Raw genomic sequence first — 24,199 nt, 5'->3', positions numbered from 1 at the left:
GTGGAATGCCAGTCATGCCTCTGTCGCGGAGTCTCGTAAGGTTCCGTTTTCCACACCTGACCTGCACAAGGCACCGGCTGGAACCGTAAGATGCAACTATAGGCATTCAATTCGCGTTCACAGCGCGGCTCATAGAACGGGTACATGGTTGTCACGGCGAGCTTGGCTCGCCATGATCGATGAAGATTTCAAAGCTGGGCTGCTCGTGAAAACGTTCGGCTCAGCAAGCATGAGAGGAGTTGGCCTGGATGGCTCGCACGTTCCTTATTTCCCGTATTGCTCTCGCTGTGGCTCTGTCGGGCGGGCTCGCTACCGCCGTGGCGCCGCTGCCGGCTGCTGCTGCGCCCAAGCAGGCGAAGGCCGGTTCATTCTCCAAGGAGTTCGCGGCTGCGGCTGCCGAACTGGACAAGGCCGTCAGCGAGGCATCGGGCAACCCGACCGTCAAGGCAGCGAGCGACAGGGCCGCCGCTGCACAGGACCAGGCGGCCAAGTCAGCTGCTGCAGCTGAAGTTGATGCGGCTCTGGGCGGAGCGGACGCCAAGCTTGCAGCTATCGCGGCTGTCGCAACCACGCCGATGGACAAGATCAAGCTTGGCGAGATCACCCGTAACGTCGGCGTGTTGAAAGGCGATGTCGCCCAGCAGCACAAAGGCTTGGTGATGATGCTCGACAGTGGAGCGGCACAGCCGGATTCGCTGGGTCAGCTACAGTGGCTCGCGGGCGTCACCGCCTACCAGTCGGGTGACTATGCCGGAGCCGTGAAGTACCTGAAGCCGGCTTATGATTCAGGCTATCGCGATCAGCAGGGCATGATCGATCGGGTTCTGGCCGACGCGTACAAGCGCACCAACAATACCGGCGCTGCCCTGCAGATGGCCCAGCAAGAGATCGAGAAGGCCAAGGCCGCCGGCACCACGCCAAGCGATGCCGCGCTGCGCACGGCGCTTCAGGCCGCTTACGACGCGAAGCAGGCCGGGCCTGCGATCGATTTGTCGGCTGAGCTGGTACGCTTTCATCCCGGCCCGCAGAGCTGGAACACCGCTTTTCAGGTGACCCGTGCACTCACCACGTTGGGCGCGCAGGAGAACCTGGACTTGATGCGGCTGATGGCCCGTACAGGAGCGATGAGCAGCAAGTCCGATTACCTCAGTTATATCCAGGATGCCGACCCCCGGCGCCTCCCCGGTGAGACGCTGAAGATCATCGATCAGGGCGTATCGTCCGGCAAACTGACCTCCGGCGACGTCGCAGAGGCTCGTGGCATGGCACAGGGACGCCTTAGTGCAGACCGCGCTTCCCTCGCATCCTACGAGAAGGACGCACGTGCTCCTTCGGCAAACTTCGCCAGGATCAACGGCGCGGCCGATGCTCTCTTGAGCTACGACCAGCCCGCGAAGGCGGAGGAACTCTATAAGCTCGCCCTGCCCAAGGCCGGCGCTGAGAAGGACCGCGTGCTTACCCGGCTTGGCATCGCGCAGGCAGACCAGGGCAAGTATGCCGAGGCGCAGAGAACTTTCGCACAAGTCGGCGGCGCTCGCGCACCGGTGGCGAAGCTCTGGACCGCTTATGTTGCATCAAAGGCTAATCCGGCAGCAGCCACCGCTGGTACAGCTCCGACAGCGGCTGCGGCGCCTGCGAGCTGAGGTAAGCGACGCGACGTTTAACGAGGGCGCCGGGAGACCGGCGCCCTTTTTTCTTGGCTCACTTTTGGGCGACGAATTCTCCGGTGCTCTCGTCCAGAAGATGAAGGATGCCATCGGCGATTGGGAAGAAGGCGCCGCGCAAACGCAGATTGCCTGCCTTCACCTTGCTGTTGACGCAGGGGAAGGTCATCAGGTTCTCAAGGCTCACGCGCACGGCCGCTAGTTCCATGGCGCGCTCAGCTTCCCGCCCTTCGGTGCCGTAGTTCTCGGCAACAGGCACTCGCGCTTCGTCCAGCAGCGAGATCCAGTCTGCGATGAAGCCGCCACGTCCGGGTTCCGTTCCGTGCATGGCCTGAGTCAGCGCAGCCTTGCAGCCGCCGCACATGCCGTGGCCCAGCACCATGATCTCTTTAACCTTGAGTACCTGCACCGCGAATTCCAGTGCTGCGGAAACGCCGTGGTGCCCCGGTGTCGTCTCAAACGGTGGCACTAGCGCGGCGACGTTACGGACTACGAATATCTCGCCAGGATCAACGTCGAAAATTTGCGTCGGATCAACCCGGCTGTCGGAGCAGGCGATAACCATCACCTCAGGCTCTTGCCCTTCCTTCAATGCTGCCCAGCGCTCTCGGTGCGGGGCCCAGCCGATTTTTCGAAAGCGCTGATACCCCGCCAGCAGATGGTCGAGGACGGGGTCGGGGACGTTTGCATCGGATCTGGTCATGCTACGCTTGATGACTCCGGTCTTTCGCACTGGCAAGGGGCGGCACATGCGACTATCTGGGCCCCATGAATGATCTGTCCTCCCCGCCGAGCGTGAATCCCGAAAATCAGCCGCGCCCGCGCAAGCCCGAGTGGATCCGCGTCAAGGCTCCCACTTCCAAAGGCTACGGCGAAACGCGCCAACTCATGCGCGACCTGAAGCTGAACACGGTCTGCGAAGAAGCGGCTTGTCCCAACATTGGTGAATGTTGGACGAAGAAACACGCCACGGTGATGATTCTGGGCGACACCTGCACGCGGGCCTGCGCCTTCTGCAACGTGAAGACCGGAATGCCTGGGCGCGTCGACAAGGATGAGCCCGCGCATGTAGCGGAAGCGGCCGCTAAGCTCGGGCTGGAGCACATTGTCATCACCTCGGTCGACCGTGACGACCTTCCCGACGGCGGCGCTTCGCAGTTCGTCAAGGTGATCGAGGAACTGCGTCGCAACACACCGCAGACGACGATCGAGATCCTCACGCCTGACTTCCGCGGCAAGATGCGGCGTGCGGTAGAGGCTATCGTTACGGCCCGTCCCGATGTCTACAATCACAATCTGGAGACGGTTCCTCGGCTCTATCCAACCATTCGGCCAGGCGCGCGCTACTATGCTTCGCTACGTCTGCTTGAAGAGGTCAAGCGCCATGACCCTTCGATCTTCACCAAGTCTGGAGTCATGCTCGGACTGGGCGAACAGCGCCTTGAGGTTCATCAAGTGATGGACGACATGCGCTGCGCGGACATCGATTTCCTCACCATGGGGCAATACTTGCGCCCGACGCCCAAGCACACTGAGGTGATCGAGTTTGTAACGCCCCAGGCGTTCGCGGCCTATGGTGCGATTGCTCGCGCCAAGGGGTTCCTCCAGGTCGCATCGTCACCACTGACGAGATCGAGCTATCATGCTGGCAAGGACTTTGCCGAAATGCGCGCCGCTCGTGAGGCTAAGCTCGCCCGTGCGGCCTTGGCGGAGCAGCGCTAATGCCGGGGATTCACCAGACGCGGCGACTTCCCTACACGGCAGAACAGATGTTCGACCTGGTAGCCGATGTAAGCCGTTATCCCGAATTCTTGCCATGGGTCGTGGCGACGCGGGTACGATCGGACAGCGAAACCGAAATGATCGCGGACATGCTGGTCGGCTTCAAGGCGCTGAAGGAGAAGTTCACGTCTCGTGTCGAGAAGGTTCGGCCTGAGCAGCTTCGTGTGCACTACATCGACGGGCCGCTACGCGATCTCGACAATAGTTGGACGTTCAGGCCCACTGAAGAAGGCTGCGAGGTCGACTTCTGCGTGGACTTTGCTTTCCGCAACCCCATCTTCGAAAGGATTGCCGGGCAATATTTCGACCGTGCGTTTCGGAAGATGGTGAGCGCGTTCGAAGAGCGCGCGGAGCAGCTTTACGGTAGTAAGAGTTCCAGCGCGACCAGTGTCGCCTGACGGCGGATCTCACCCCGGTCCTTTCCGTCGAGAAGGCGCTGCTCGGCGTTGATCTCTTCCACGCTTTCGCCCCGGCGAGCACAAGCGAAAACCACTGTGCCCACCGGCTTCAGTTCGCTGCCGCCACCTGGTCCGGCAACACCGCTGATAGCAACGGCCACGTCGGCGTCGCTGCGGCTTAGCGCGCCTTGGGCCATGGCCCAGGCCGTTGCAGGCGAGACTGCACCGAATGCTTCGATGATATCGTCGGACACGCCGAGGAGTTGGCCCTTGGCTTCATTGGAGTACGTGACGAAGCCTCGATCCAACACGGCCGAACAACCTGGGACTTCCGTGAGAGCTGCACATACGAGTCCGCCAGTGCAGCTTTCGGCAACGGCTATTTTGCGGCTAAGCGCAGTGTTTTCCCGAACGACTTGCTCTGCAAGTGCAACGACGTCGTCGGAGAGGATCGCCGATGCCACGCTTAGCTCTTGCACACTGAGAACAGGTTGGTCCGGCCCTGACCCGTCTTGCCGGCCAGGCCGAACACGATGCTGATCAACTCAGCAGTGCTTTGAGGGGGTAGGGGGGCAAGCAAACCGACGACCCTGTCGATCTCACCGCAGTGCTCGAGCGGGATCTGCTGGGCGACCATACCCTCGATCAGCGCATCCAGCATCTGCTGCAGTGAAGGGTCGGGCAGATTCGCCAACATGGCGCTGCTTTCGTTTCCTTTGCCCATCTTGAGAAAGGCAGCTTTCGCAGCAGGCCAGTTCTGCGACCTGCGTGCGGAGTAGCGACCCGCCAGTTCGCTTCCACCGCTGCGCAGGAAGGAACCGTTGCCAAGAGTAGGAGCGCAGCGTTTTGTGGTGCCGGTGATCGCGCTCGGCAGAGCAAAGGCTGTGAGGGAAGAGGCTTCCGCTGGCGTGAGGCAGGGCTGCGCGGCCTGAGCTAGCGCAGGGCAAATGGCGAGGATAGCGGCACAGGCGGCTGCGAATTTGCGCATGGATCTGACCTTCAGTTTGTGACGAGGCTTGCCACGGCTTGTGCGGCGACACCTTCGCCACGACCGGTAAACCCGAGTTTCTCGGTTGTGGTTGCCTTAACGCTTACAAGATCTCGCGCGATACCAAGGATCGCTGCGAGCCGATCACGCATGCGTTCGCGGTGTGGGCCGATCTTGGGAGCCTCGCAAACGATGGTCACGTCTACATTGCCGATGCGATAGCCCGCTTGCGCGACGAGAGAGGCTGCGTGCTCCAGGAAGCGATCAGAGGACGCGCCGCGCCATTGAGGGTCGGACGGCGGGAAGTGGCTGCCGATGTCCCCGGCGCCAATCGCTCCCAGAAGTGCGTCTACCAGAGCATGGATCGCGACATCCGCATCGCTGTGTCCTGCGAGGCCTAAATCATGCTCGATCCGGACCCCGCAGAGCCAAAGCTCCTCGCTCTTGGCAAGGCGATGAACGTCGTAGCCCATGCCCACGCGCACGAGCGGAGCGCCTGCATGAAAGTCGGAGGCAACAGTGAGCTTGTGCAGGGCTTCGTCTCCTTCGACGAGTGTCACGGCTAGGCCCGCGGCCTGAGCGACCTGCGCATCATCACCGGCGGTCGTGGGGCCTTCCCAGGAACGGTGCGCAGTCAAAATATTTTGGAAGTGGAAAGCCTGCGGCGTCTGCACCCGGCGCAAGGCCTCGCGGGGCGCGGGCGCTCCCATCAGGCTTCCATCTGCATAAGCAAGGCTGTCGATCACCGGCAGGACCGGGATGGCCCCGGCATGATCCTGCAAGGCCGCTCGGAGGCGATCGATCAGGACGCCAGACAGAGCAGGACGGGCGGCATCGTGGATGAGAACATGCGCAGGTGACTCGCCTACCAAGGCTTCAAGACCGGCGCGAACCGAATCCTGCCTGCTGGCACCCCCGGTCACGAAGCGAACGTCTTCCGCAATACCGGCGAGCGCATCACGTGCGACCTCGGCAGCATTCTCGGGAATCACCACGATCACAGGAGCCACGCCACTTGCTAGCAGAGCCTCTACGGAGTGCCGGACCACAGGTTTGCCGCGCCAGGAGGCGAACTGCTTCGGCAGCGGCTGGCCCGATCGGAGCCCTTTTCCGGCCGCAACCACGACGGCGGCCGCATGTAGTGAATGGGTGTCCCCGAGCATGATGATCGCGGGTAATCCCTTGATGGCTTCCGGGCAATCCACTATGTGACTGCCTGTTTTTTAGGCACCCTGACCATGACCGCACTTGCAACACCCCCGGCTCTCAAGCCCATTCACGTCGGTCCGATCGAGGTCGGGTGCCCGGTTGTGCTCGCCCCCATGACCGGCGTCACCGATCTGCCGTTCCGCAAGCTGGTGCGCCGCTTCGGCTCGGGACTGAATGTGACCGAGATGATAGCCAGCCCCGCTGCCATCCGTGAGACGCGCCAGTCGGTCCAGAAGGCTGCCTGGGATCTGTCGGAGGAACCTGTATCGATGCAGCTTGTCGGCTGCGACCCCATACAGATGGCGGAAGCCGCGAAGTTGTCCGCCGATCGAGGCGCAGCCATCATCGACATCAACATGGGCTGCCCGGTCCGTAAAGTGGTCAATGGAGAGGCTGGTTCGGCATTAATGCGCGATGTCAATCTGGCGGCTGCGTTGATCGAAGCGACAGTCAAGGCTGTGGACGTGCCGGTCACCGTGAAAATGCGAATGGGCTGGTGCCATGACAGTCTCAACGCTCCCGAGCTGGCGCGCATAGCGCAGGACCTTGGCGCCAAGATGATCACTGTCCACGGCCGCACCCGCAACCAGATGTACAAAGGCAGCGCAGACTGGAGTTTCGTGCGCCGGGTGAAAAACGCCGTCACCGTGCCGGTTCTCGTGAACGGAGACATCTGCGGTATTGAAGATACGGCGACTGCGCTCGAGCAATCAGGCGCCGACGGCGTGATGATCGGACGCGGGGCTTATGGCCGGCCTTGGCTGCTGGGTCAGATCATGCACTGGCTGCGCACCGGCGAAGAGATGGCCGCTCCCAGCATCGGCGCCCAGTTCGAGCTGATCTGCGAGCACTACGATGAGATGCTGTCGCTCTATGGGCGCGACACGGGCGTGAAGATGGCGCGCAAGCACCTGGGCTGGTATACTAAGGGATTGCCCGGATCGGCAGAACTGCGCAACCGCGTCAACTTCATCGATAGCCCGGACGAGGTGATCCGAACGCTAGCCGAGTTCTACGCGCCGTGGTGCCAGCGCAAAGCGGCATGAGCGAGCCGGCGCGTGGTGCGATCCCGGATGCCAGTCGGCAGCTAGGGAGCCTGTCCCATGCAGTGATACTGCTTGAGCCTGGCCAATCCATTGCCTCTGCAAATCCAGCTGCCGAGCAGTTCTTCGGTCAAAGCCTCCGCAGACTGGTCGGCAAACGGCTCGGCAATATCCTAACACTAAGCGACGCGCGATTTTTCGAGCGTATCGCCGATGTGGAGACGCCTGTATCGGCTCGCGAGATCGTCGTCAGGATCAAGGATCGAGCCACCCGTCGTATTGACATCAACGTGGCCCCCGTCGCCGATTGCCCAGGTTGGCAGGTGCTGACCATACACGACAACACGCCCACGGAGGCTCTTGGCGACGACTCGGGTGGCGCTGACAATGCCGCTTTGCGCGGGCCGGAGATCATGGCTCATGAGATCAAGAATCCTCTCGCCGGCATTCGGGGCGCCGCACAGCTGCTCGCGCGCCGTGTGGACGACCGCGACCGGGCGCTGACGGACCTCATTACCTCCGAAGTTGACCGCATTGCCACTCTGATCGATCGCATGCAGCACCTTAGCCGCCGGACACCCCCGGTGGTGGAGCCCTGCAACCTTCACGAGGCCGCACGTCGCGCAATTGACGTGCTCAAGGCAGGAGACCTCGCAAACACTGCGCATCGCATTGAGGAAGAGTTCGATCCCTCGTTACCCGCGGTGCTCGGCAGCTCCGATGGGCTGGTTCAGGTCATGATCAATCTGTTGTCGAATGCGCGCGAAGCTTGCTCCGATCAGGACACAGGCCGTGTTGTCATTCGCACCCGCTTTGCCAGCGGTCTGCAACTCCATGCCGCGGAATCCGGCAGGTCCGTCCGCCTTCCCGTTGAACTGCGCGTGAGCGACAATGGCCCCGGCGTACCCGCAGCAATGCGCGAACACATCTTCGAACCGTTCGTGACCACCAAGAAGGCGGGGCAGGGTCTTGGCCTGCCCCTCGTCAGAAAGCTCGTGCGCGACATGAACGGACGTATCAGCCATGAGCGCGATGAGGCAGGCGGCTGGACCCATTTTCGCATCCATCTCCCGCTCGCCCGCGAAATCAAGCCGCGTACGGCCGACAAGAACAAGGACAGGGGGCGCGCATGACCGTTCTGCTCGTAGAGGACGATGTCTCGATCGCCTTGGTGATCACCGCCGCGCTCGAAGCGGAGGGATTCCCGGTGGTCCACTGCGATACCATCGCAGAGCGCGACAAGCTTCTCACGGAACGCTCTTTCTCAGCGCTGGTGACAGACGTGATGCTGCCCGACGGCGACGGCATCGAAACGCTCTCGAACGTCTCTCGTGGCCGCCCCGACATGCCGGTAATCATCCTCTCTGCGCAAAATACGCTGGATACAGCAGTGCGTGCCACCGACACCGGAGCATTCGAGTACTTTCCCAAACCCTTCGATATCGATGAACTGGCCAGAACCGTGCGTCAGGCCGTTGGGGCCAGCAGTTCTTTGCGGGTAGGCGGCAGCGAGCCGGAAGGAGACGGATTGCCGCTCGTCGGCCGCAGCGCGGCGATGCAAGCTGTGTTCAGGATGATCACGCGGGTTCTCCGAAATGATCTGACGGTCCTCATCCTTGGCGAATCCGGGACGGGCAAGGAGCTGGTGGCTGAGGCTGTTCACCAGCTGGGCCATCGCCAATCCGGCCCTTTCATCGCTGTCAATACAGCTGCCATTCCCGCCGAACTTATCGAGAGCGAGCTGTTCGGACACGAGAAGGGTGCCTTCACGGGGGCCGTCGCGCGCCACATCGGGAAGTTCGAGCAAGCTGCAGGTGGAACGCTGTTCCTAGACGAGATAGGCGACATGCCCATGCAGGCGCAAACGCGTCTGCTGCGGGCTCTGCAATCCGGCTCTATCCGCCGGGTGGGTGGACGTGACGAAGTGCGCCTGGACGTGCGCATCATCGCGGCCACCAACAAGGACTTGCAACCCCTCATTGCCGCGGGACTGTTTCGCGAAGATCTCTACTACCGTCTGAACGTGGTTCCCATCTCAATGCCGCCGCTGCGAGAGCGTCCCGACGACATCGAGGCCTTGGCAAAGCATTTCCTTCAGCTTGCCAGTGCCGAGGGACTGCCGCGACGACAACTTACACCCGGTGCGGCCGGTCTCCTCAGCCAGCAGCCCTGGCGCGGCAATGTGAGAGAACTGAAGAACTTCATCTTTCGCCTTGCGCTGCTAGCTCGGGAGGACTTGATCGACGTCGATACTGTTGCGCCTCTGCTACCCTCATCACCGGGGGAGCCCCCCCAGAGCGGGAGCCAGAGTTCCAATCTCGACCAGGCAGTAGAGCTTTGGCTTTCCGCAAATCATCCCAGCTCAGGATCCATCTACGAGACGGCGCTGGCGGCCTTTGAGCGACCTCTCTTCGCGCAAGTCCTTCAGCAAACAGGCGGGAACCAATTGCGAGCCGCTCAGGCGCTCGGGATCAACCGCAACACGCTTCGCAAACGCTTGGCAGACCTTGCCCTTGACCCCGAGAGCTTCGCTCGTAGGACCTGATAAGCAGTTCGTAGAATAGCCTTGCGAAAAGGCCACAGTAGTGTTGTAGCAGCGCAACCATGAATGCAGATGTGAAGACCAGGCGCGCATGGCCGCCGCGATGGTGGCGGCGGGTGCAAGTTGCAGCACGCCGGGCGAACTTCTTTGGCGTCATGGTGATAACCGCGATCGTGGCGTTCCTCGCGATGACGACGGTCACGTTCATCGCGCTGTTCACGAACGCGAACAACGGCGAATTCCTCTCCTCGAACATGACCGCCACGCTGCTGGTCGGAACGCTTGTGCCAGCGCTGGCGATACTGGTCCTGCTTGGGCGCTGGATGGCCCTGCGTCGCGCGGCGCAGACGATTGGCGGCACCGGTCGCATGCACGTGCGACTGGTTTTCATCTTCTCGATTATTGCGGCGGTTCCAACGCTTCTGGTGGTGATCTTCGCGTCTTATTTGTTTCAGTCGGGCGTCGAGTTCTGGTTTTCGGACAGTTCGCGTGGCCTGCTAGAGAATGCCAACAAGCTTGCACGCGGCTACTACGAGCAGGCCCAGCGAGACGTCAGTCAGGAGTCGCTGGCCATGTCCAGCGATTTGCGCGACTTCCTCAGCCAGGAAACGGTCGCTTCGCCCGAGTTCCCGGAGTTCCTCTATCTGCAGGTGCGCAACAGAAAGCTCGACGAATCCGCTATCTTTCAGAAAGGGCAGGATAAACAGCTCCGGACCGTAGCTATTGTTGATCCGAAGGGGGAAAACGAAGCGGAAGCAATACGACCGGAGATGGTCCGACGCATAGATGCCGGAGAGCCCTTCGTAGTCGAGGCAAACGCGAACAGGATCGTCGCTTTCACACCCATAGATCGCGGCGCCGGGATCTATCTCTACACCTCTCGCAGTTCGGACTTACTCGCTTTCAGCCAGGGGCAGCGGGCCGAAAATATCGTGAAGGGTTATGAGATGCTGACGAGCCGCGCGCGGCTCTATCAGCTGCGCTTCAATGTCGCGTTGTTTATCGCCTCGCTGGCGCTGGTAGGACTGTCCGTCTGGTTCGCACTGCGGTTCGCCGATCGCCAGGTGAAACCGCTGTATGAACTCGTCGATGCAGCACGGCGCGTAGGGGGCGGAAACTTCGCCTTGCGCATAGAAGGGCGCACCGGCGCCGACGAGATCGGGCTGCTCAACCGCGCCTTCAATCGCATGACTGCGCAAATCGAAAAGCAGACGCAAGCCCTGTTGGGCGCCAATCTTCAGCTTCAGGACCGGCGGGTATTCATCGAGGCCGTCCTCGAGTCAGTGACGGCCGGAATCATATCGGCCGGGGCTGACGGGGCGGTGACACTGATGAACAGCACGGCCCAGAAGCTGCTTCTCGAGCAGGAAATGCCGGGTCCTCTCGGATTGCCGCTGACTGCGATCGCTCCTCAGATCGCGACGCTCGTGGCAAGCGGTAAGCCCGGCGGCATCGTCCAGTACAACAAGAACGGTGAACTCCTTACACTGGCCGTCAAGATCGCGCGGGACGCGACTGGTCACGTCATCACTTTCGAGGACATCACCCGTCAGTTGCTGGATCAACGGCAGGCAGCCTGGTCAGACGTGGCCCGCCGCATCGCCCACGAGATCAAGAACCCGCTGACGCCCATTCAGCTTGCCACCGAGCGGCTCAGCCGCCGATACCGCAAGCAGATCACGCAGGATCCTGAACTGTTCGAGGATCTCACCCGCACGATCATCAGGCAGGTCGGGGACTTGCGTAAGATGGTGGATGAGTTCTCTTCCTTCGCTCGCCTGCCCAAGCCCAACTTCCGTCCTGAGGACCCTGCAGCACTCGTTCGCCAAGCCCTGTTCCTTCAGGAGGTCGCGCACCCCGACGTGGCTTTCACCTTCGCGAGCGAGGGCGAGGTTCCGGTCATCGGCTGCGACCGCCACCAGTTCGGACAGGCCATGACGAACGTGCTCAAGAACGCGATCGAGGCTGTCGAGGCCAAGGGCAGGGATGCGGGAGACGACTACAAGGGCAAGGTCTCTGTCGCTCTCGAAGCTTTGCCAAAGGCGGTGGAGGTCCGGATCACCGACAACGGAATTGGTCTGCCTCAGGACCGTGAGCGCATCATCGAGCCTTACGTGACGACGCGCGAGAAGGGCACGGGGCTCGGCCTCGCGATCGTGAACAAGATCGTGGAAGAGCACGGCGGCGAAATGACGTTCACGGCCGCGCAAGGTGGCGGCACCACAGTTACAATGCGCTTCGCATCCGATCCGCTGGCACAAGTCGGCACTTCGGATGCGGGGGAAGTGAAAAGCAGGACGGAATAGCCGATGCCGATCGATATCCTGATCGTTGATGACGAGCGCGATATTCGCGAACTGGTCGCTGGAGTGCTGAGCGACGAGGGCTACGAATGCCGCACGGCAGGCGACAGCGCCAGCGCCCTTGCGGCATTGGACATGCGGCGCCCCTCGCTTGTGCTCCTGGATGTCTGGCTCCACGGCAGCGCCATGGACGGACTGGAGGTGCTGGACGCGATCAAAGCGCGAGAACCGGAACTGCCTGTCATCATCTTCTCAGGCCATGGCAACATCGACACGGCGGTGGCCGCGATCAGCCGGGGCGCGGCGGACTTCATTGAAAAGCCTTTCGAGTCGGAGAAGCTGCTCCACCTTGTCGCGCGCGCCACCGAGACGGAGCGCTTGCGGCGCGAAAATGCACAGCTACGGCACGATTTCTCGAACTCGGAGGAGTTCACTGGAAACAGCAGCGCCATCAATCACGTTCGCGCTACGCTCAAGCGGGTGGCAAACACCGGCAGCCGTCTGCTGATCACTGGTCCCGCCGGCGTGGGCAAGGAAGTCGCGGCCCGTTTGCTTCACGCATGGAGTTCGCGTGCGGGGAACGCTTTTGTTTCGGTCAACTCGGCCAGGATCACACCCGAACGCTTCGAGCAGGAATTGTTCGGCGAGGAGGTCGACGGCAGCCTGCTTCGCCCGGGAATGCTGGAAATGGCCGATGGCGGCACACTCTACTTCGACGAGATCGCCGACATGCCGCTCTCGACCCAGGCTCGCATTTTACGAGTTCTCACCGATCAGGCCTTTGTCCGAGTGGGCGGTACCCGCCAGATCCGCGTTGACGTGCGTGTGGTGTCCTCCACTTCGCGCGACCTTGAGAAGGAAATCGCCGAGCGGCGTTTCCGCGAGGATCTGTTTTATCGCTTGAACGTCGTGCCCGTCACCGTTCCGGCTCTGAGAGACCGGCGAGACGATATTCCCGCACTGGTGGAGCACTTCTTCACACGCTTCGCCAGCGAGCAGGGAGTCGCGGCTCCCGAGATTGGTGTCGATGCTATGGCAGCCTTGCAGGCTTATGACTGGCCCGGCAACGTGCGCCAATTGCGCAACGTGGTGGAGCGCACCGTCATCATGACGCCCCGGGACCGCCTGGAGCGGATCGAGGCCGACATGCTTCCGCCAGAGGTCTTCAACAGTCGTGGAGAGGGCGATTCCCGCGTTTCCGTGATGATGAGCGCTCCTCTGCGCGAGGCGCGGGAAAGCTTCGAAAGAGAGTACCTGCGCGTGCAGATCCAGCGCTTCTCCGGCAATATCTCGAAGACCGCGTCATTCATCGGGATGGAGCGGTCGGCGCTTCATCGCAAGCTCAAGCTCCTGGGTATGTCAGAGCGGCGGGACGCTGAACTGGAAGGAGAGGACCGCTAACCTCGCCCCGGCGATTTTCGCGTTTACTGCGCTGCAGCAAAACAGTACCATGCCGCATGACCGGTCAGCAGCGAGGTGCTGGCCAGATTGCGGACCGTATAGACGGCTGCCAACAAAAAAGGAGACTGCAATGAGTGGGCGTACTCTTTCGGCCCGTCCCAAGGCGGCTGCGCCGTCACCGCCGGAAGCCGCTGCAGCAGTGGTGGCAGCGAAGGGGCAGAACCTCCAGGACCAGTTTCTGAATCTCCTGCGCAAGAACAAAACGCCGGTTACGATGTTTCTCGTAAAGGGCGTAAAGCTGCAGGGCATTGTTACGTGGTTCGACAACTTTTCCATTCTTTTGCGTCGGGACGGGCAGTCGCAGCTCGTGTACAAGCACGCGATCTCCACGATCATGCCAAGCACGCCTGTCGATGCACGTCAGTTCGCAGGTGGGGTAGACAGCTCCAAGAAGGTGCGGCTGCTGCAGGATGTATTTCTGTCCAGCGTGCGGACTGCCGGCGTTCAAGTGACCATGTTCCTCGTGAACGGTGTCATGCTGCAGGGGCGCATCGCTTCGTACGACTTGTTCTGCATGATGCTGGAGCGCGAGGGTTACGTGCAACTTGCCTACAAGCACGCGGTGTCAACGATACAGCCGGTTACACCCGTGGATCTTCAGGCGCACGAAGAGGACGAGGACTGATCACTACTCGGCTTTCCTGCTCGCCAATGCTGGGTGAGGCGCTGTGAACGACGAACCACAAGGTGAGGTCGCGCGCGGCGCACGTGCCCTGGTCGTCTATCCGCAATTGCGCGGAAACCGCGAGCAGGATGCTGACGCGCGTCTGGAAGAGGGGAAGGGTCTGGCACTGGCTATTGGCTTGGTGATTGCCGATGCCTTTACCATCCCCATTCGCGAGCCGCGCGCCGCCACTTTGTTCGGCGAAGGGCAGATCCAGAATATCGGAACGGCATGCGAGCAATCGGAAGCGGAGCTTGTCGTCGTCGACGGCTCCCTTTCCGCGATCCAGCAACGTAACCTTGAGGAGAAGCTCAAGCGCAAGGTGATCGACCGTACAGGCCTTATCCTGGAGATCTTCGGCGAGCGCGCTGCCACTGCCGAAGGTCGCCTGCAAGTGGAACTCGCCCATCTCGATTACCAAGCCGGCCGGCTTGTCCGCAGTTGGACGCACCTTGAGCGCCAACGGGGCGGCTTCGGCTTTCTCGGCGGCCCCGGTGAGACCCAGATCGAGGCTGACAGGCGCCTTATCCGTGATCGCATGGCGCGTATCCGCCGCGAGTTGGAGCAAGTGCGCCGAACTCGCGGTCTTCACCGCGACAGGCGGGAGAAAGCACCTTGGCCGGTTGTCGCGCTCGTCGGCTACACCAACGCAGGCAAGTCGACGCTGTTCAATCGCCTGACGGGCGCCGATGTGATGGCGGAAGATCTTCTTTTCGCAACGCTCGATCCGACGATGCGAGCCATACGCCTGCCCGCCGTCGAAAAGGCGATCCTGTCCGATACTGTGGGCTTCATATCCGACCTTCCGACCCAGCTGATCGCCGCGTTTCGGGCGACGCTTGAGGAAGTTACCGCGGCCGACGTTATTCTTCACGTACGCGACATCGCGAACGCGGAGACGGAAGCCCAGAAGCGGCAGGTGCTAGAAGTGCTCACCGGTCTCGGTGTCATTCCGGAGGAGGGGGGTGAAAGCGCAATCCCCATCATCGAAGTCTGGAACAAGTGGGATCTCCTCGACCCGACCAGAGCGAGCGAGTTGAACGAGATTGCCAAGGATCGCGGCGTTGAGCACGTGGTCCCTATATCAGCGCTCACGGGCGAGGGCTGTGACGAACTGTTGGCCGTGGTCGGACACGAACTGACGGCGGATGCGAAGATCTACAACTTCGTTCTTCCGGCGGAGGATGGCGAGCGCCTGGCGTTCCTGCATGCTCGCGGCGAAGTTGTTTCGGAGCAAATCGAGGAAGGCGCCGAGGAGGGGCCTCGCGTTAAGCTCCAAGTGCGGCTGAGCGACCGCGAGCTAGGACGATTCTCCGCACTCTGAAGCCTTGGCGGCCAACCAATAGCTTTCCTGCTCTTCCAGCGTCAGGTGCCCGAAATCACGTCCTTGATTGATGGCTGCCGCCTCCATCCAGCGGAAACGGCGCTCAAACTTCGCATTTGCAGCACAGAGAGCGTCTTCCGGAGCGATACCATGCGCGCGAAGGTAGTTCACAGTGGCGAAGAGCAGGTCACCTGCTTCGATGAGCCGCTCAGGCGGGGTGGCGGCTTGGTCAAGCTCCGCCAGTTCCTCAAGAATCTTGGCTCTTGGTCCTTCTGGATCGGGCCAATCGAACCCGACCCGGGCCGCTCGCTTCTGGAGCTTCTCCGCACGGACCAGAGCTGGAAGTGCCAGAGCTACGCCGTCAAGCGCGCTTGTCGCTCCCGCTGCGCTGCGCTCCGCCGCCTTGATTGTCTCCCAGCGCTGGGTCTGATCGCCGCCAGACGGGTCGGCGCCAAAGATGTGCGGATGGCGAGCCTCTAGCTTATCGCTGATGGCAGTGGCGACATCTGCGAAGGCAAAGTTGCCGTCTTCCTCAGCAATGCGGGCGTGGAACACGACCTGCAGCAATAGATCTCCAAGCTCCCCGCGCAGATCGTGCAGATCGGCACGCGCGATCGCGTCGGCGACCTCGTAGGCCTCCTCGATCGTATAGGGCGCAATCGTTTCGAACGTCTGCCGGCGATCCCATTCGCAGCCATCAACTGGATCGCGAAGGCGCGCCATGATGGTTAGCAGGCGGTCAATCTGGGTGTGAACAGCGCTTGTCATGCGTAAACCAACTCTGAAAAGAAGCAGCTTCGGGACGGTTCAAATGGGACTGATCGAGTTGCGCTTGCCAGATCGCACATGAGATAGCCGCTGAAAAGATTTTCGACAGCACGTATGCGGAGAACTGTTGTGGAGCGTAGCCCTCCAGCCAGCGGAGTCGCCGCAAAACGCATCGTGGCTGATTATATGCACGAAGTGATGACAGGCTCATGCGGCATCTTCGAACAAGCCAGACAACGTGTGCAAGGCGATCATGCGCTCCTCATCGGTGGAGAAGACCCTGACCTTCGCGCGGCTGGAGGGCAGGCTTATGACAGGCGCGTTGGTAGCACGAGCATCTTGCCCGAAAGCTATTCGAAGTCGAGCGCGCGAACTGCGCTCGTCAGGTCGAGGTGGCCCGCCTTGGACGTTTGATAGAGAAGAAGGATCGGGAAGCTCAACAGCACTATCCCTGAATTGGTCGCAGCGGGGTTCTTCTGAACAGGTGTCTCGGGGCGGTAACGTGCGCATCAAGGCGACGAAAAGTTATAGGAGCGCCGTGGCTGGAGGACGCAGGATTGCTATGTTTGCTGTTGAAACAATCGCGAGGCCAAGCGGCACTTCAGTTTATGCAGGATAACGGGACATATTTTTCGAAACTTGGCGGACCGGCTTCCTTGACGTGCGGTCCGGCGGCCCGCGACCGACCGGAGCTGTCAGACACTGTCCGTGGCAGTGATAGCCGGGCGTCGATTCTGCACGAATGGCGGATCCCTGCGATGCCTGTATGATCAACCCGGAAGATCTGGCCCTGCTCATCAACGGGGTCCAGGGCTATGCGATCTTGATGCTCAATCCTGAGGGGAAGGTGGTCATCTGGAACGAGGGTGCGCGCCAGCTCATCGGCTGGAGCCAGGCCGAAGCCGTCGGAAAGCCAGTCTCGTTCTGCTATCCTGCTGACGCTGTCGCACAAGGGCAGCCTGATGCTGATCTCTCTCTTTCGCAGGCGCAGGGGAGGGCCGAATTCGATGCCTGGCGGGTCCGCAGCGACGGATCCGAGTTCCTGGCCCGCGTATCCATGACGGCTCTGCGCAATGCGGACAACAGCCTCCGCGGCTTCGCCGTTGTGGTGCGCGACATAACTGATAAGCGGGCCAACGACGTTGCTCTTCAGACCAGCGAGAACCACCTGCGCTCGATCCTCTCGACCGTTCCGGACGCGATGATCGTTATCGACGAGCGAGGCTTTATCCAATCGTTCAGCGCGGCTGCCGAGCGTCTCTTCGGTTATGACGCAGGGGAGGTCGTCGGCTCGAATGTCAGCGTGCTGATGCCCTCGCCGGACCGCGAACGTCACGACGGTTACCTCGAGCGTTACTTGAAAACCGGTGAAAGGCGCATCATCGGCATAGGGCGGGTGGTCTTCGCCCAGCGCAGGGACGGCTCAACCTTTCCGATGGAGCTCTCGGTAGGTGAAGCGACCGGCGAAGGCCAGCGGCTGTTCACCGGGTTTGTCCGCGACATCACCGAACGCCAGCGAACCCAAAAACAGCTTGAGGAACTCCAATCCGAGTTGATCCACGTAGCCCGCGTCAGTGCTATGGGCACTATGGCCTCGACGCTCGCCCACGAGCTCAATCAACCGATCACGGCAGTTGTCAATTATGTCGAGGCGGTACGGGATCTTCTCGTAAATGCGGATGCCGAGGACCTTCTCATGATCCGAGAGGCGCTGGCCGACGCGGCTGGCGAAGCAATGCGGGCCGGCCACATCGTTCGCCGTCTGCGGGACTTCGTCGCGAGGGGCGAGGTTGAAAAGACCGTTGAAAAGCTGCCCTTGCTCATCACCGAGGCGGCCGCGTTCGGTCTGATGGGCGCAAGCGAGAAGTCCATAGATACGCGCTTCGACATGGACCACGATGCCGCCGACGTCCTTGTCGACAAAATCCAGATCCAACAAGTGCTGGTCAATCTGGTCCGTAATGCGGTGGAGGCGATGGGCCATTCGAAGGAGCGGGTCCTCACAGTGAGTACTGGCCCCGATCAGGCTGGATTCGTGCGTGTGACGGTTTCTGATACCGGCCCGGGCGTGGCCGCCGAGGTAGCCGCGCAGCTCTTCACGGCCTTCGTCAGCACGAAGACAGACGGTATGGGCCTGGGGCTGTCGATCTGTCGGACAATCGTCGAAGCGAATGGTGGCCATATCTGGATGGAGCCGCGGCCCGGCGGTGGCTCGTGTTTCAATTTCACCTTGGTAAGAGTGGAGCCGGAGAAGTCGGATGGCCGATAAGCGTACAATTCACATCGTTGACGATGAAGACGCCATTCGGAAGTCGGCCAGTTTTATGCTCAAGACCTCCGGCTTTGAGGTGGCGGCCTGGGCCTCGGGTGTCGAGTTCTTGAGGAATGTGAAGAACGCCCGGCCCGGATGTATCCTGCTCGACGTCCGCATGCCCGAGATGGACGGTCTCGAAGTGCAGCAGATGCTCATCGAGCGTGGCGTTGCCATGCCAGTGGTCATTCTCACCGGACACGGAGATGTTTCTATTGCAGTGCGGGCCATGAAGGCAGGCGCGATCGATTTCATCGAGAAGCCTTTCGAAAAGGCGGTGCTCTTATCTGCGATCGAGAGCGCCTTTGAGCGACTCAACGATGCCGAAGAGCGCGTAAGCCGCGCGGCGGACGCCAATTTGCATATTGCGGGGTTAACCGCACGCGAGCAGGATGTGCTCAATGGTCTTGCGCAAGGCCTCCCCAACAAGACAATCGCCTATGACCTCGGCATATCGGCTCGCACAGTCGAGGTGCATCGTGCCAATCTGATGACCAAGCTCAACGTCAGGAGCCTCTCCGAGGCACTGCGTATCGCCTTCGCGGCCGGCATGGGCGGCTGATATCCGGACGTTTACGTAGCGACGGCGGGCCGGGCCAACGGCATCTTGCTGAGCCTGGCAATAGCGTCGGACTTGGCGGTGTTTGATGGTTAGCGACAAGTTATCGGGGGCTGCCCCCAAGCGGCCGCGTTTACTTCTGGTGGAGGACGACGCCGGCGTACGCAGATCGCTGCAACTGCTGCTGCAAGCCAAGGGCTTCGACGTGCGTGCCTATGCCACCGGCGCCGCCTTGCTGGCCGATCCGTCCAGCATCAACGCCCGTTGCATCGTTGCTGACTACAGTATGGACAATATTGACGGCCTGGAGGTCCTGTCGCGCCTGCGCACGCGCGGGTGGGTGGGGCCTGCGGTTCTGATCACGGCATATTCGTCACCCACGCTTCAAGAGCGCGCTTGCGCAGAAGGGTTCAACGTTGTTCTGGAGAAGCCCTTCCGCGATCATACGCTTGTCGAGACTATCAACAGGCTTTCAGAGCAGGAGCCCGAGGATGAGCGGCCTTGACGAACAGTTCTCGAATGCCTCGATAGGTGCAACGGCTCGGCCGTTTTGCAGGCCGTCTCCGCGAGGAAGCATGTATCCGGCCTTCCCGCGCTTAAGATGATGTGTGAACCTTGGGAAACCCGTTGTGTGCATGGCATGTTCACTGCTCGTGGGGCTGAGCGGACCGTAGTCGCCCATGCCGGTGAACACATAAAGGCAAGGAACGAGTGATGGCAGAAAACGAACAGTCGCGCACCATGGAAACCCGATCAGGCCTGAGCCTGCATGTGCGGCCGGTCAGCAGCGACGATGGTCCCCTGCTTAGGGCCTTTTTCGCCAAGGTTACTACCGATGATCTGCGATTCCGCTTCCTCTCCTGTATTCACGGAGTCTCCGACGATCAGATCGCGATGATGACTGATGTCGATCACAAAGGGACCGAGGACTTCTTGGCTTTTAAGGACGACGGTACTTTGGTGGCAACCGCCATGGTAGCCAAGGATGACTCCGGCAAGCGTGCAGAAGTGGCGATTGTCGTGAGAGCTGATTACAAACAGAAGGGCATCGGATGGGCAATGCTCAATATGGCAGCGGATTACTCAAGAGCGACAGGCGCTGAGAGGCTAGAGTCGGTCGAAAGCCGCCAGAACACGTCTGCCCTTAGCGTGGAGCGCGACCTGGGGTTTTCAGTGAAGCCTTATAACGACGATCCGACACTGGTTATCGTAACAAAAGAACTCGTGTAAATAGGGTGACACAGGTGGCGACTTGTCAAACAGAAGCGGCAACGGCGGCCGGGTAACGTGACACTGTCGGCGCTCCGGGCGTAAGCAAACCCGTCCCTTGTACTCGCATTTGCCACCTCCGTGGCCCAGCGCTGCTGTCACCGGGGCAATATGCCTTGGTTCGGCTGAGCCGCTTTGGAACGTTGATTTCGAGTGCTTCTCCATCGGTTTCGGCAACCTATGACGAGAGCCTTGCTCGACCATCGCTTGGCTGGCTAAATCCACGCGACTATGCGGGGGCTATCGCCGCTCGGGCGGCCGAATGAATGCCGGATACTCACCCTTAGGTTGAATGAGACATCGACAAATCTTCGTTTTTAATAGATCCAGAAGCATCGAATGTCCGGATTAATGTCTTATCTTTCAATAATGTTCCGGATTCCACGGGTCACGACCACCATGTAGTGTCAACGAGCTGTCGAGGTCAAAGGCGCCAGCACCGAGGATGAGGCTTTCGCCATAGCCGTCGCGGAGTTCGAGAGGCTCGAGGGCTTCTATCTGGAGCTTACAACCACAGCGACCGATAATATATATTATGTTAAATGATTAGCTGAGAAGTAGCAGCTTGACCCCGCGCTTCATCAGGAGCGTCCGTCATCGCGCGACTTCAAGTCCCAGCGTCTGAGCCAAAAATACGACGCCCACTATGATGACGACCCAAACGAGAGCCATCGTAAGCCGCCGTCCCGGAACCATGGGCTGCGCCCGCAGTCCTCGCCAAGCAAGGACAAGTGCTCCCACGACAATCACAATTGAGACGATCAGGTCAGCTCTCATGCGTTAAGCACCATCCCGTCATAGCCGACGAGCACGTGTCCGGGCACCTCGTCAGACAACGTTGCGTAGTCCATACTCTTGTCAAGATGCGTAAGCACGGCTCGGCGAACCCGCGCGGCATCTGCCAGTTCCAAAGCCATGCCAAGGTGCGCGTGTGTCGGGTGCGGTTCACGGCGCAGACAATCCACGACGAGAATGTCGCAGCCCACAAAGAGATCCACCATACTCCGGGTAATTTCGCTGAAATCCGTGGCGTAACCTACGGATTTCCCGTCACAATCAAATCTGTAGGCGGTTGACTGCGCTGGCCCATGCGTCATCTGGCAATTGGAGACGCCGAAACCTTCACAGATCCGGAGGTTCTGCAAATCGTCCAGTGACGCGATTGTGGGATAGCCGAATTGGCCAGCGAAGACATACCCGAAGCGCTGCCTTAATCGGCGCGCCGTCTCAGAGGCGGCGTAAGCCGGAATGGGTCCGCCGCGGCCGTAGCGAAGCGGGCGCAGATCGTCGATCCCATGGCAGTGATCCGCATGGTCGTGAGTCCAGAACACTGCATCCACCCGCGTGATGTTGCAGTTCAGCAGCTGACTTCGCAAATCGGGTGAGGTGTCGACAAGAAGCCGGCTACCTCGTTCATTCTCCACGACGATCGAGACCCGGCTTCGGCGGTTGCGCGGCTCCGCGGGATCGCAGAGGCCCCAGTCGATGCCTTCTTCTCCTCCGAGCCGCGGCACGCCCGTGGAGGTTCCGCTGCCGAGAAGTGTCACCTTCATATCGCGGCCTTCTTGAAAAGCGCGAAGAAGTTACGGGTTGTAGTCTCAGAAAGACTCTCAAGACTGACGCCGCGCAGACCCGCTACAAACCGAGCGGTGTCGGCTGTAAAGGCAGGCTCGCAAGCGCGTCCGCGATGTGGCACCGGCGCAAGGAACGGCGCATCCGTTTCCACCAGTAGCCGCTCCTCGGGCAGTTGCGCAGCAACTGCTTGCAAGTCCTTCGCATTTTTGAAGGTGACGATGCCAGATAGCGAAATCGTTAGGCCTTGTTCCAGCATGAGGCGCGCGAAATCTGCCGATGCGGTGAAGCAATGGATCAATGCAGGGAAAGTGCCCTTGGCCATTTCATCCTCGATGATGGCCGCCGTATCCGCTTCCGCATCGCGCGTGTGAACGATCAGCGGCAGTCCAGTCGCGCGTGCAACGCTGATGTGGGTGCGGAACAGAGCTTGCTGAACTTGCCGATCCGACTTGTCGTAATAGTAGTCGAGCCCCGTCTCCCCGATCCCGATGACCTTCGGATGAGCCGCTGCTTGCATCAATGCAGCTTCGCCCAGGTCGGCATGTGCGTCAGCCTCATGTGGATGGATGCCAACGCTGGCCCACACGTCCCCTTCTTGCGCGGCGGTTCCGATCACGGCGTTCCACTCGGAACGGCGCGTTGAGATATTAAGAAAACCGCCGATTCCCGCGTCTCGCGCCCGGGCCAGGACACCTGCCCGATCCTCGACCAAGCCTTCGTATTCGAGGTGACAATGAGAATCGATCAGCATCAGGTGCTCGCACTCTGGGCTGGTTCAGGGATTTCCAACCGCGGGAAAACACCGACGGGCTGGGCAATGCGGATGCCGCTTTCCGCCAGCCTTTCCAGCCAGAGTCCGTCAGACAAGGCCTGGTAGTCTCGCTCATTCGGTGCGACACCCATCTGGTCCAGCAGCTTGTCGATCGCTGTGGGAACGACGGGCCGAACAGCGATCGCAAGGCTGCGCACGCAACGCAAAAGCGTCATCAGCACTGCTTCCATACGCTCCGGATCGGTCTTGCGCAGAGTCCAGGGCGCCTGCTCATCCACGTACTGATTGCAGGCAAACACTGCTCGCATCCAGGACTCAAGACCATCGCTGAAATCAAGGTCGAGGAAGGCCCGGCGCAGCCCCGTGATACCTAGCGCCACTGAGTCGCCTAACGCCACATCCGCATCTGACAGCTCAAAACTCGTGCGCAATTCACCGCCCATGTTTTTGAAAATCATGGATAAAGTCCGCTGAGCCAGATTGCCGAAGCTGTTCGCAAGCTCCGCATTCACGCGGGTGACGATCGCCTCGGGCGAGTAACTGCCATCCTGACCGAAGGCGACTTCGCGCAAGAGAAAGTAGCGCAACGTGTCCACGCCGAACTGATCTGCGAGCGCCAGCGGATCGGTGACGTTGCCCAGCGACTTGGATTCCTTCTGCCCTCGATTGAGCAGGAAACCGTGCCCGAAGACTTGCTTGGGAAGCGGGAGTCCAGCGCTCATCAAGAAAGCGGGCCAATAGACGGCATGGAACCGGACAATATCCTTGCCAATCAAGTGGAGATCCGCTGGCCACCATTTTTCAAAGTCGCCGGTCTCATCCGGAAAACCGAGGCCGGTAATGTAGTTGGTCAGCGCATCCACCCAGACGTACATGACGTGACCGTCACTGCCGGGTACGGGGACACCCCAGTCGAAGCTGGTGCGCGAAACGCTGAGATCGCGCAGCCCCCCTTCCACGAAGCGCGTCACCTCGTTGCAACGGCTTTCCGGACGAATGAATTCGCTGCGGTAAAGCTCGAGCAGGCGATCCTGGTATTTGGATAAACGAAAGAACCAGCTCTCCTCAATCGTCCACTCAACGGGCGTGCCCTGCGGCGAAAGCTTTTCGCCACCCTCACCCGCAATCAGCTCGCTTTCGTCGTAGTAAGCCTCGTCGCGTATCGAGTACCAACCCTCATAGCGGTCAAGATAGAGGTCACCGGCGGCTTCCATGCGCCGCCACAACTCTTGCGCTGCAGATTGATGCCGCTGCTCGGTCGTTCGGATGAATGTGTCATAGCCAACATTCAAGGCATCACACATCACCTTGAAATAAGACGACATCTCGTCTGCAAGCTCAGCAGGCGTGATACCGAGGTCCCGGGCTTTCTGCGCCATCTTCAAGCCGTGCTCGTCCGTGCCGGTCTGGAAACGGACGTCGAAACCTTCCGCCTTGCGGTGTCGTGCGATGACGTCGGCCGCAATCGCCTCATAGGCGTGGCCGATGTGCGGCCGGCCGTTTGGATAGCTGATGGCGGTAGTGATGTAGTAAGGCTCAGCCATGCGCCGTTGCGGCTTTCTGTAAC

Annotated in this window: 23 protein-coding genes; 14 read left to right on the top strand and 9 right to left on the bottom strand. The window is 60.6% G+C overall.

Going from position 1 to position 24,199, the window contains the following annotated elements:
• Nucleotides 1-248: 248 nt before the first annotated feature.
• Complete coding sequence (locus ABVV53_RS03600; protein ID WP_353982960.1) at nt 249-1,643, top strand: hypothetical protein; 1,395 nt, start codon at nt 249-251, stop codon at nt 1,641-1,643.
• A 58-nt stretch (nt 1,644-1,701) separates the two neighbouring features.
• On the opposite strand, the gene ABVV53_RS03595 is transcribed toward ABVV53_RS03600, so the two are convergent.
• A complete protein-coding gene (locus ABVV53_RS03595) occupies nt 1,702-2,367 on the bottom strand; it encodes a carbonic anhydrase (RefSeq protein ID WP_353982959.1) in 666 nt (221 codons plus the stop codon).
• 65 nt (nt 2,368-2,432) lie between these two features.
• On the opposite strand from ABVV53_RS03595, the gene lipA reads away from it, so the two are divergent.
• The gene (gene lipA / locus ABVV53_RS03590) at nt 2,433-3,386 is read left to right on the top strand and encodes a lipoyl synthase (RefSeq protein WP_353982958.1); all 954 of its coding nucleotides are present in this window, start codon (nt 2,433-2,435) and stop codon (nt 3,384-3,386) included.
• Complete coding sequence (locus tag ABVV53_RS03585) at nt 3,386-3,844, top strand: type II toxin-antitoxin system RatA family toxin (RefSeq protein ID WP_353982957.1); 459 nt, start codon at nt 3,386-3,388, stop codon at nt 3,842-3,844. The genes lipA and ABVV53_RS03585 overlap by 1 nt, the downstream gene beginning before the upstream one ends.
• Here the strand turns inward: ABVV53_RS03585 and ABVV53_RS03580 are convergent.
• The 3 genes from ABVV53_RS03580 to ABVV53_RS03570 are packed head-to-tail and all read right to left on the bottom strand — an operon-like array spanning nt 3,805 to nt 5,995.
• On the bottom strand, nt 3,805-4,308 hold the full coding sequence (locus ABVV53_RS03580) for a CinA family protein (protein ID WP_353982954.1): 504 nt from the start codon (nt 4,306-4,308) through the stop codon (nt 3,805-3,807). The two genes, ABVV53_RS03585 and ABVV53_RS03580, sit on opposite strands and share 40 nt — an antisense overlap.
• 2 nt (nt 4,309-4,310) lie before the next feature.
• A complete protein-coding gene (locus tag ABVV53_RS03575; protein ID WP_353982952.1) occupies nt 4,311-4,832 on the bottom strand; it encodes a hypothetical protein in 522 nt (173 codons plus the stop codon).
• Nucleotides 4,833-4,843: 11 nt separating this feature from the next.
• A complete protein-coding gene (locus ABVV53_RS03570) occupies nt 4,844-5,995 on the bottom strand; it encodes a bifunctional 2-C-methyl-D-erythritol 4-phosphate cytidylyltransferase/2-C-methyl-D-erythritol 2,4-cyclodiphosphate synthase (RefSeq protein ID WP_353982950.1) in 1,152 nt (383 codons plus the stop codon).
• Nucleotides 5,996-6,070: 75 nt separating this feature from the next.
• Between ABVV53_RS03570 and dusB the strand changes: the two genes are divergently transcribed.
• From dusB to hflX, 7 genes are all read left to right on the top strand, one after another.
• Nucleotides 6,071-7,087, top strand: coding sequence for a tRNA dihydrouridine synthase DusB (gene dusB, locus ABVV53_RS03565; RefSeq protein WP_353982949.1), 1,017 nt, complete (start codon nt 6,071-6,073; stop codon nt 7,085-7,087).
• Complete coding sequence (locus ABVV53_RS03560) at nt 7,084-8,217, top strand: two-component system sensor histidine kinase NtrB (protein WP_353982948.1); 1,134 nt, start codon at nt 7,084-7,086, stop codon at nt 8,215-8,217. The genes dusB and ABVV53_RS03560 overlap by 4 nt, the downstream gene beginning before the upstream one ends.
• A complete protein-coding gene (locus tag ABVV53_RS03555; protein WP_353982947.1) occupies nt 8,214-9,629 on the top strand; it encodes a sigma-54-dependent transcriptional regulator in 1,416 nt (471 codons plus the stop codon). Before ABVV53_RS03560 ends, ABVV53_RS03555 begins: the two co-directional genes overlap by 4 nt.
• A gap of 59 nt (nt 9,630-9,688) precedes the next feature.
• Nucleotides 9,689-11,932, top strand: coding sequence for a sensor histidine kinase (locus ABVV53_RS03550; RefSeq protein ID WP_419956741.1), 2,244 nt, complete (start codon nt 9,689-9,691; stop codon nt 11,930-11,932).
• Nucleotides 11,933-11,935: 3 nt separating this feature from the next.
• Nucleotides 11,936-13,330 carry a nitrogen assimilation response regulator NtrX gene (ntrX, locus tag ABVV53_RS03545; RefSeq protein ID WP_353982946.1) on the top strand — a complete coding sequence of 465 codons (1,395 nt, stop codon included), beginning with the start codon at nt 11,936-11,938 and terminating at the stop codon, nt 13,328-13,330.
• 130 nt (nt 13,331-13,460) lie between these two features.
• Nucleotides 13,461-14,015 carry an RNA chaperone Hfq gene (gene hfq / locus ABVV53_RS03540; RefSeq protein WP_353982944.1) on the top strand — a complete coding sequence of 185 codons (555 nt, stop codon included), beginning with the start codon at nt 13,461-13,463 and terminating at the stop codon, nt 14,013-14,015.
• Between the two features lie 43 nt (nt 14,016-14,058).
• Nucleotides 14,059-15,378, top strand: coding sequence for a GTPase HflX (gene hflX / locus ABVV53_RS03535; RefSeq protein ID WP_353982943.1), 1,320 nt, complete (start codon nt 14,059-14,061; stop codon nt 15,376-15,378).
• Here hflX and mazG read toward each other — a convergent pair.
• Nucleotides 15,355-16,146 carry a nucleoside triphosphate pyrophosphohydrolase gene (gene mazG / locus ABVV53_RS03530; protein WP_353982941.1) on the bottom strand — a complete coding sequence of 264 codons (792 nt, stop codon included), beginning with the start codon at nt 16,144-16,146 and terminating at the stop codon, nt 15,355-15,357. The two genes, hflX and mazG, sit on opposite strands and share 24 nt — an antisense overlap.
• 742 nt (nt 16,147-16,888) lie before the next feature.
• On the opposite strand from mazG, the gene ABVV53_RS03525 reads away from it, so the two are divergent.
• From ABVV53_RS03525 to ABVV53_RS03510, 4 genes are all read left to right on the top strand, one after another.
• Nucleotides 16,889-18,415, top strand: coding sequence for a PAS domain-containing sensor histidine kinase (locus ABVV53_RS03525; protein WP_419956740.1), 1,527 nt, complete (start codon nt 16,889-16,891; stop codon nt 18,413-18,415).
• Nucleotides 18,405-19,019, top strand: coding sequence for a response regulator transcription factor (locus ABVV53_RS03520; RefSeq protein WP_353982939.1), 615 nt, complete (start codon nt 18,405-18,407; stop codon nt 19,017-19,019). Before ABVV53_RS03525 ends, ABVV53_RS03520 begins: the two co-directional genes overlap by 11 nt.
• An 85-nt stretch (nt 19,020-19,104) precedes the next feature.
• Entirely contained in the window at nt 19,105-19,521 is a 417-nt protein-coding gene (locus ABVV53_RS03515; protein ID WP_353982938.1) for a response regulator, read from the top strand.
• Nucleotides 19,522-19,730: 209 nt separating this feature from the next.
• On the top strand, nt 19,731-20,246 hold the full coding sequence (locus ABVV53_RS03510; RefSeq protein ID WP_353982937.1) for a GNAT family N-acetyltransferase: 516 nt from the start codon (nt 19,731-19,733) through the stop codon (nt 20,244-20,246).
• A 633-nt stretch (nt 20,247-20,879) separates the two neighbouring features.
• Here ABVV53_RS03510 and ABVV53_RS03505 read toward each other — a convergent pair.
• Genes ABVV53_RS03505 through metG form a run of 4 tightly spaced genes read right to left on the bottom strand, consistent with a single transcriptional unit; the run spans nt 20,880 to nt 24,176 of the window.
• Complete coding sequence (locus ABVV53_RS03505) at nt 20,880-21,062, bottom strand: hypothetical protein (protein ID WP_353982936.1); 183 nt, start codon at nt 21,060-21,062, stop codon at nt 20,880-20,882.
• Nucleotides 21,059-21,838, bottom strand: coding sequence for an MBL fold metallo-hydrolase (locus tag ABVV53_RS03500; protein ID WP_353982935.1), 780 nt, complete (start codon nt 21,836-21,838; stop codon nt 21,059-21,061). Before ABVV53_RS03500 ends, ABVV53_RS03505 begins: the two co-directional genes overlap by 4 nt.
• Entirely contained in the window at nt 21,835-22,611 is a 777-nt protein-coding gene (locus tag ABVV53_RS03495; protein WP_353982933.1) for a TatD family hydrolase, read from the bottom strand. Before ABVV53_RS03495 ends, ABVV53_RS03500 begins: the two co-directional genes overlap by 4 nt.
• Complete coding sequence (gene metG, locus ABVV53_RS03490; protein ID WP_353982932.1) at nt 22,611-24,176, bottom strand: methionine--tRNA ligase; 1,566 nt, start codon at nt 24,174-24,176, stop codon at nt 22,611-22,613. Before metG ends, ABVV53_RS03495 begins: the two co-directional genes overlap by 1 nt.
• Nucleotides 24,177-24,199 lie beyond the last annotated feature (23 nt).

The organism is Novosphingobium kalidii (assembly GCF_040534015.1).
GTDB lineage: Bacteria > Pseudomonadota > Alphaproteobacteria > Sphingomonadales > Sphingomonadaceae > Novosphingobium > Novosphingobium kalidii.
This window is presented reverse-complemented; position numbering and strand designations above follow the sequence as displayed.

What these genes read in the sequence shown, in the direction of transcription:
- ABVV53_RS03555 (WP_353982947.1), top strand. Translation starts at nt 8,214, where the DNA reads ATGACCGTTCTGCTCGTAGAGGACGATGTCTCGATCGCCTTGGTGATC.
- ABVV53_RS03500 (WP_353982935.1), bottom strand. Translation starts at nt 21,838, where the DNA reads ATGAAGGTGACACTTCTCGGCAGCGGAACCTCCACGGGCGTGCCGCGG.
- ABVV53_RS03525 (WP_419956740.1), top strand. Translation starts at nt 16,889, where the DNA reads ATGGCGGATCCCTGCGATGCCTGTATGATCAACCCGGAAGATCTGGCC.
- ABVV53_RS03520 (WP_353982939.1), top strand. Translation starts at nt 18,405, where the DNA reads ATGGCCGATAAGCGTACAATTCACATCGTTGACGATGAAGACGCCATT.
- ABVV53_RS03600 (WP_353982960.1), top strand. Translation starts at nt 249, where the DNA reads ATGGCTCGCACGTTCCTTATTTCCCGTATTGCTCTCGCTGTGGCTCTG.
- ABVV53_RS03505 (WP_353982936.1), bottom strand. Translation starts at nt 21,062, where the DNA reads ATGAGAGCTGACCTGATCGTCTCAATTGTGATTGTCGTGGGAGCACTT.
- ABVV53_RS03515 (WP_353982938.1), top strand. Translation starts at nt 19,105, where the DNA reads ATGGTTAGCGACAAGTTATCGGGGGCTGCCCCCAAGCGGCCGCGTTTA.
- dusB (WP_353982949.1), top strand. Translation starts at nt 6,071, where the DNA reads ATGACCGCACTTGCAACACCCCCGGCTCTCAAGCCCATTCACGTCGGT.
- metG (WP_353982932.1), bottom strand. Translation starts at nt 24,176, where the DNA reads ATGGCTGAGCCTTACTACATCACTACCGCCATCAGCTATCCAAACGGC.
- ABVV53_RS03570 (WP_353982950.1), bottom strand. Translation starts at nt 5,995, where the DNA reads ATGCTCGGGGACACCCATTCACTACATGCGGCCGCCGTCGTGGTTGCG.
- ABVV53_RS03585 (WP_353982957.1), top strand. Translation starts at nt 3,386, where the DNA reads ATGCCGGGGATTCACCAGACGCGGCGACTTCCCTACACGGCAGAACAG.
- ABVV53_RS03560 (WP_353982948.1), top strand. Translation starts at nt 7,084, where the DNA reads ATGAGCGAGCCGGCGCGTGGTGCGATCCCGGATGCCAGTCGGCAGCTA.
- ABVV53_RS03510 (WP_353982937.1), top strand. Translation starts at nt 19,731, where the DNA reads ATGGCAGAAAACGAACAGTCGCGCACCATGGAAACCCGATCAGGCCTG.
- ABVV53_RS03575 (WP_353982952.1), bottom strand. Translation starts at nt 4,832, where the DNA reads ATGCGCAAATTCGCAGCCGCCTGTGCCGCTATCCTCGCCATTTGCCCT.
- ABVV53_RS03495 (WP_353982933.1), bottom strand. Translation starts at nt 22,611, where the DNA reads ATGCTGATCGATTCTCATTGTCACCTCGAATACGAAGGCTTGGTCGAG.
- ntrX (WP_353982946.1), top strand. Translation starts at nt 11,936, where the DNA reads ATGCCGATCGATATCCTGATCGTTGATGACGAGCGCGATATTCGCGAA.
- ABVV53_RS03595 (WP_353982959.1), bottom strand. Translation starts at nt 2,367, where the DNA reads ATGACCAGATCCGATGCAAACGTCCCCGACCCCGTCCTCGACCATCTG.
- lipA (WP_353982958.1), top strand. Translation starts at nt 2,433, where the DNA reads ATGAATGATCTGTCCTCCCCGCCGAGCGTGAATCCCGAAAATCAGCCG.
- mazG (WP_353982941.1), bottom strand. Translation starts at nt 16,146, where the DNA reads ATGACAAGCGCTGTTCACACCCAGATTGACCGCCTGCTAACCATCATG.
- hfq (WP_353982944.1), top strand. Translation starts at nt 13,461, where the DNA reads ATGAGTGGGCGTACTCTTTCGGCCCGTCCCAAGGCGGCTGCGCCGTCA.
- ABVV53_RS03550 (WP_419956741.1), top strand. Translation starts at nt 9,689, where the DNA reads ATGAATGCAGATGTGAAGACCAGGCGCGCATGGCCGCCGCGATGGTGG.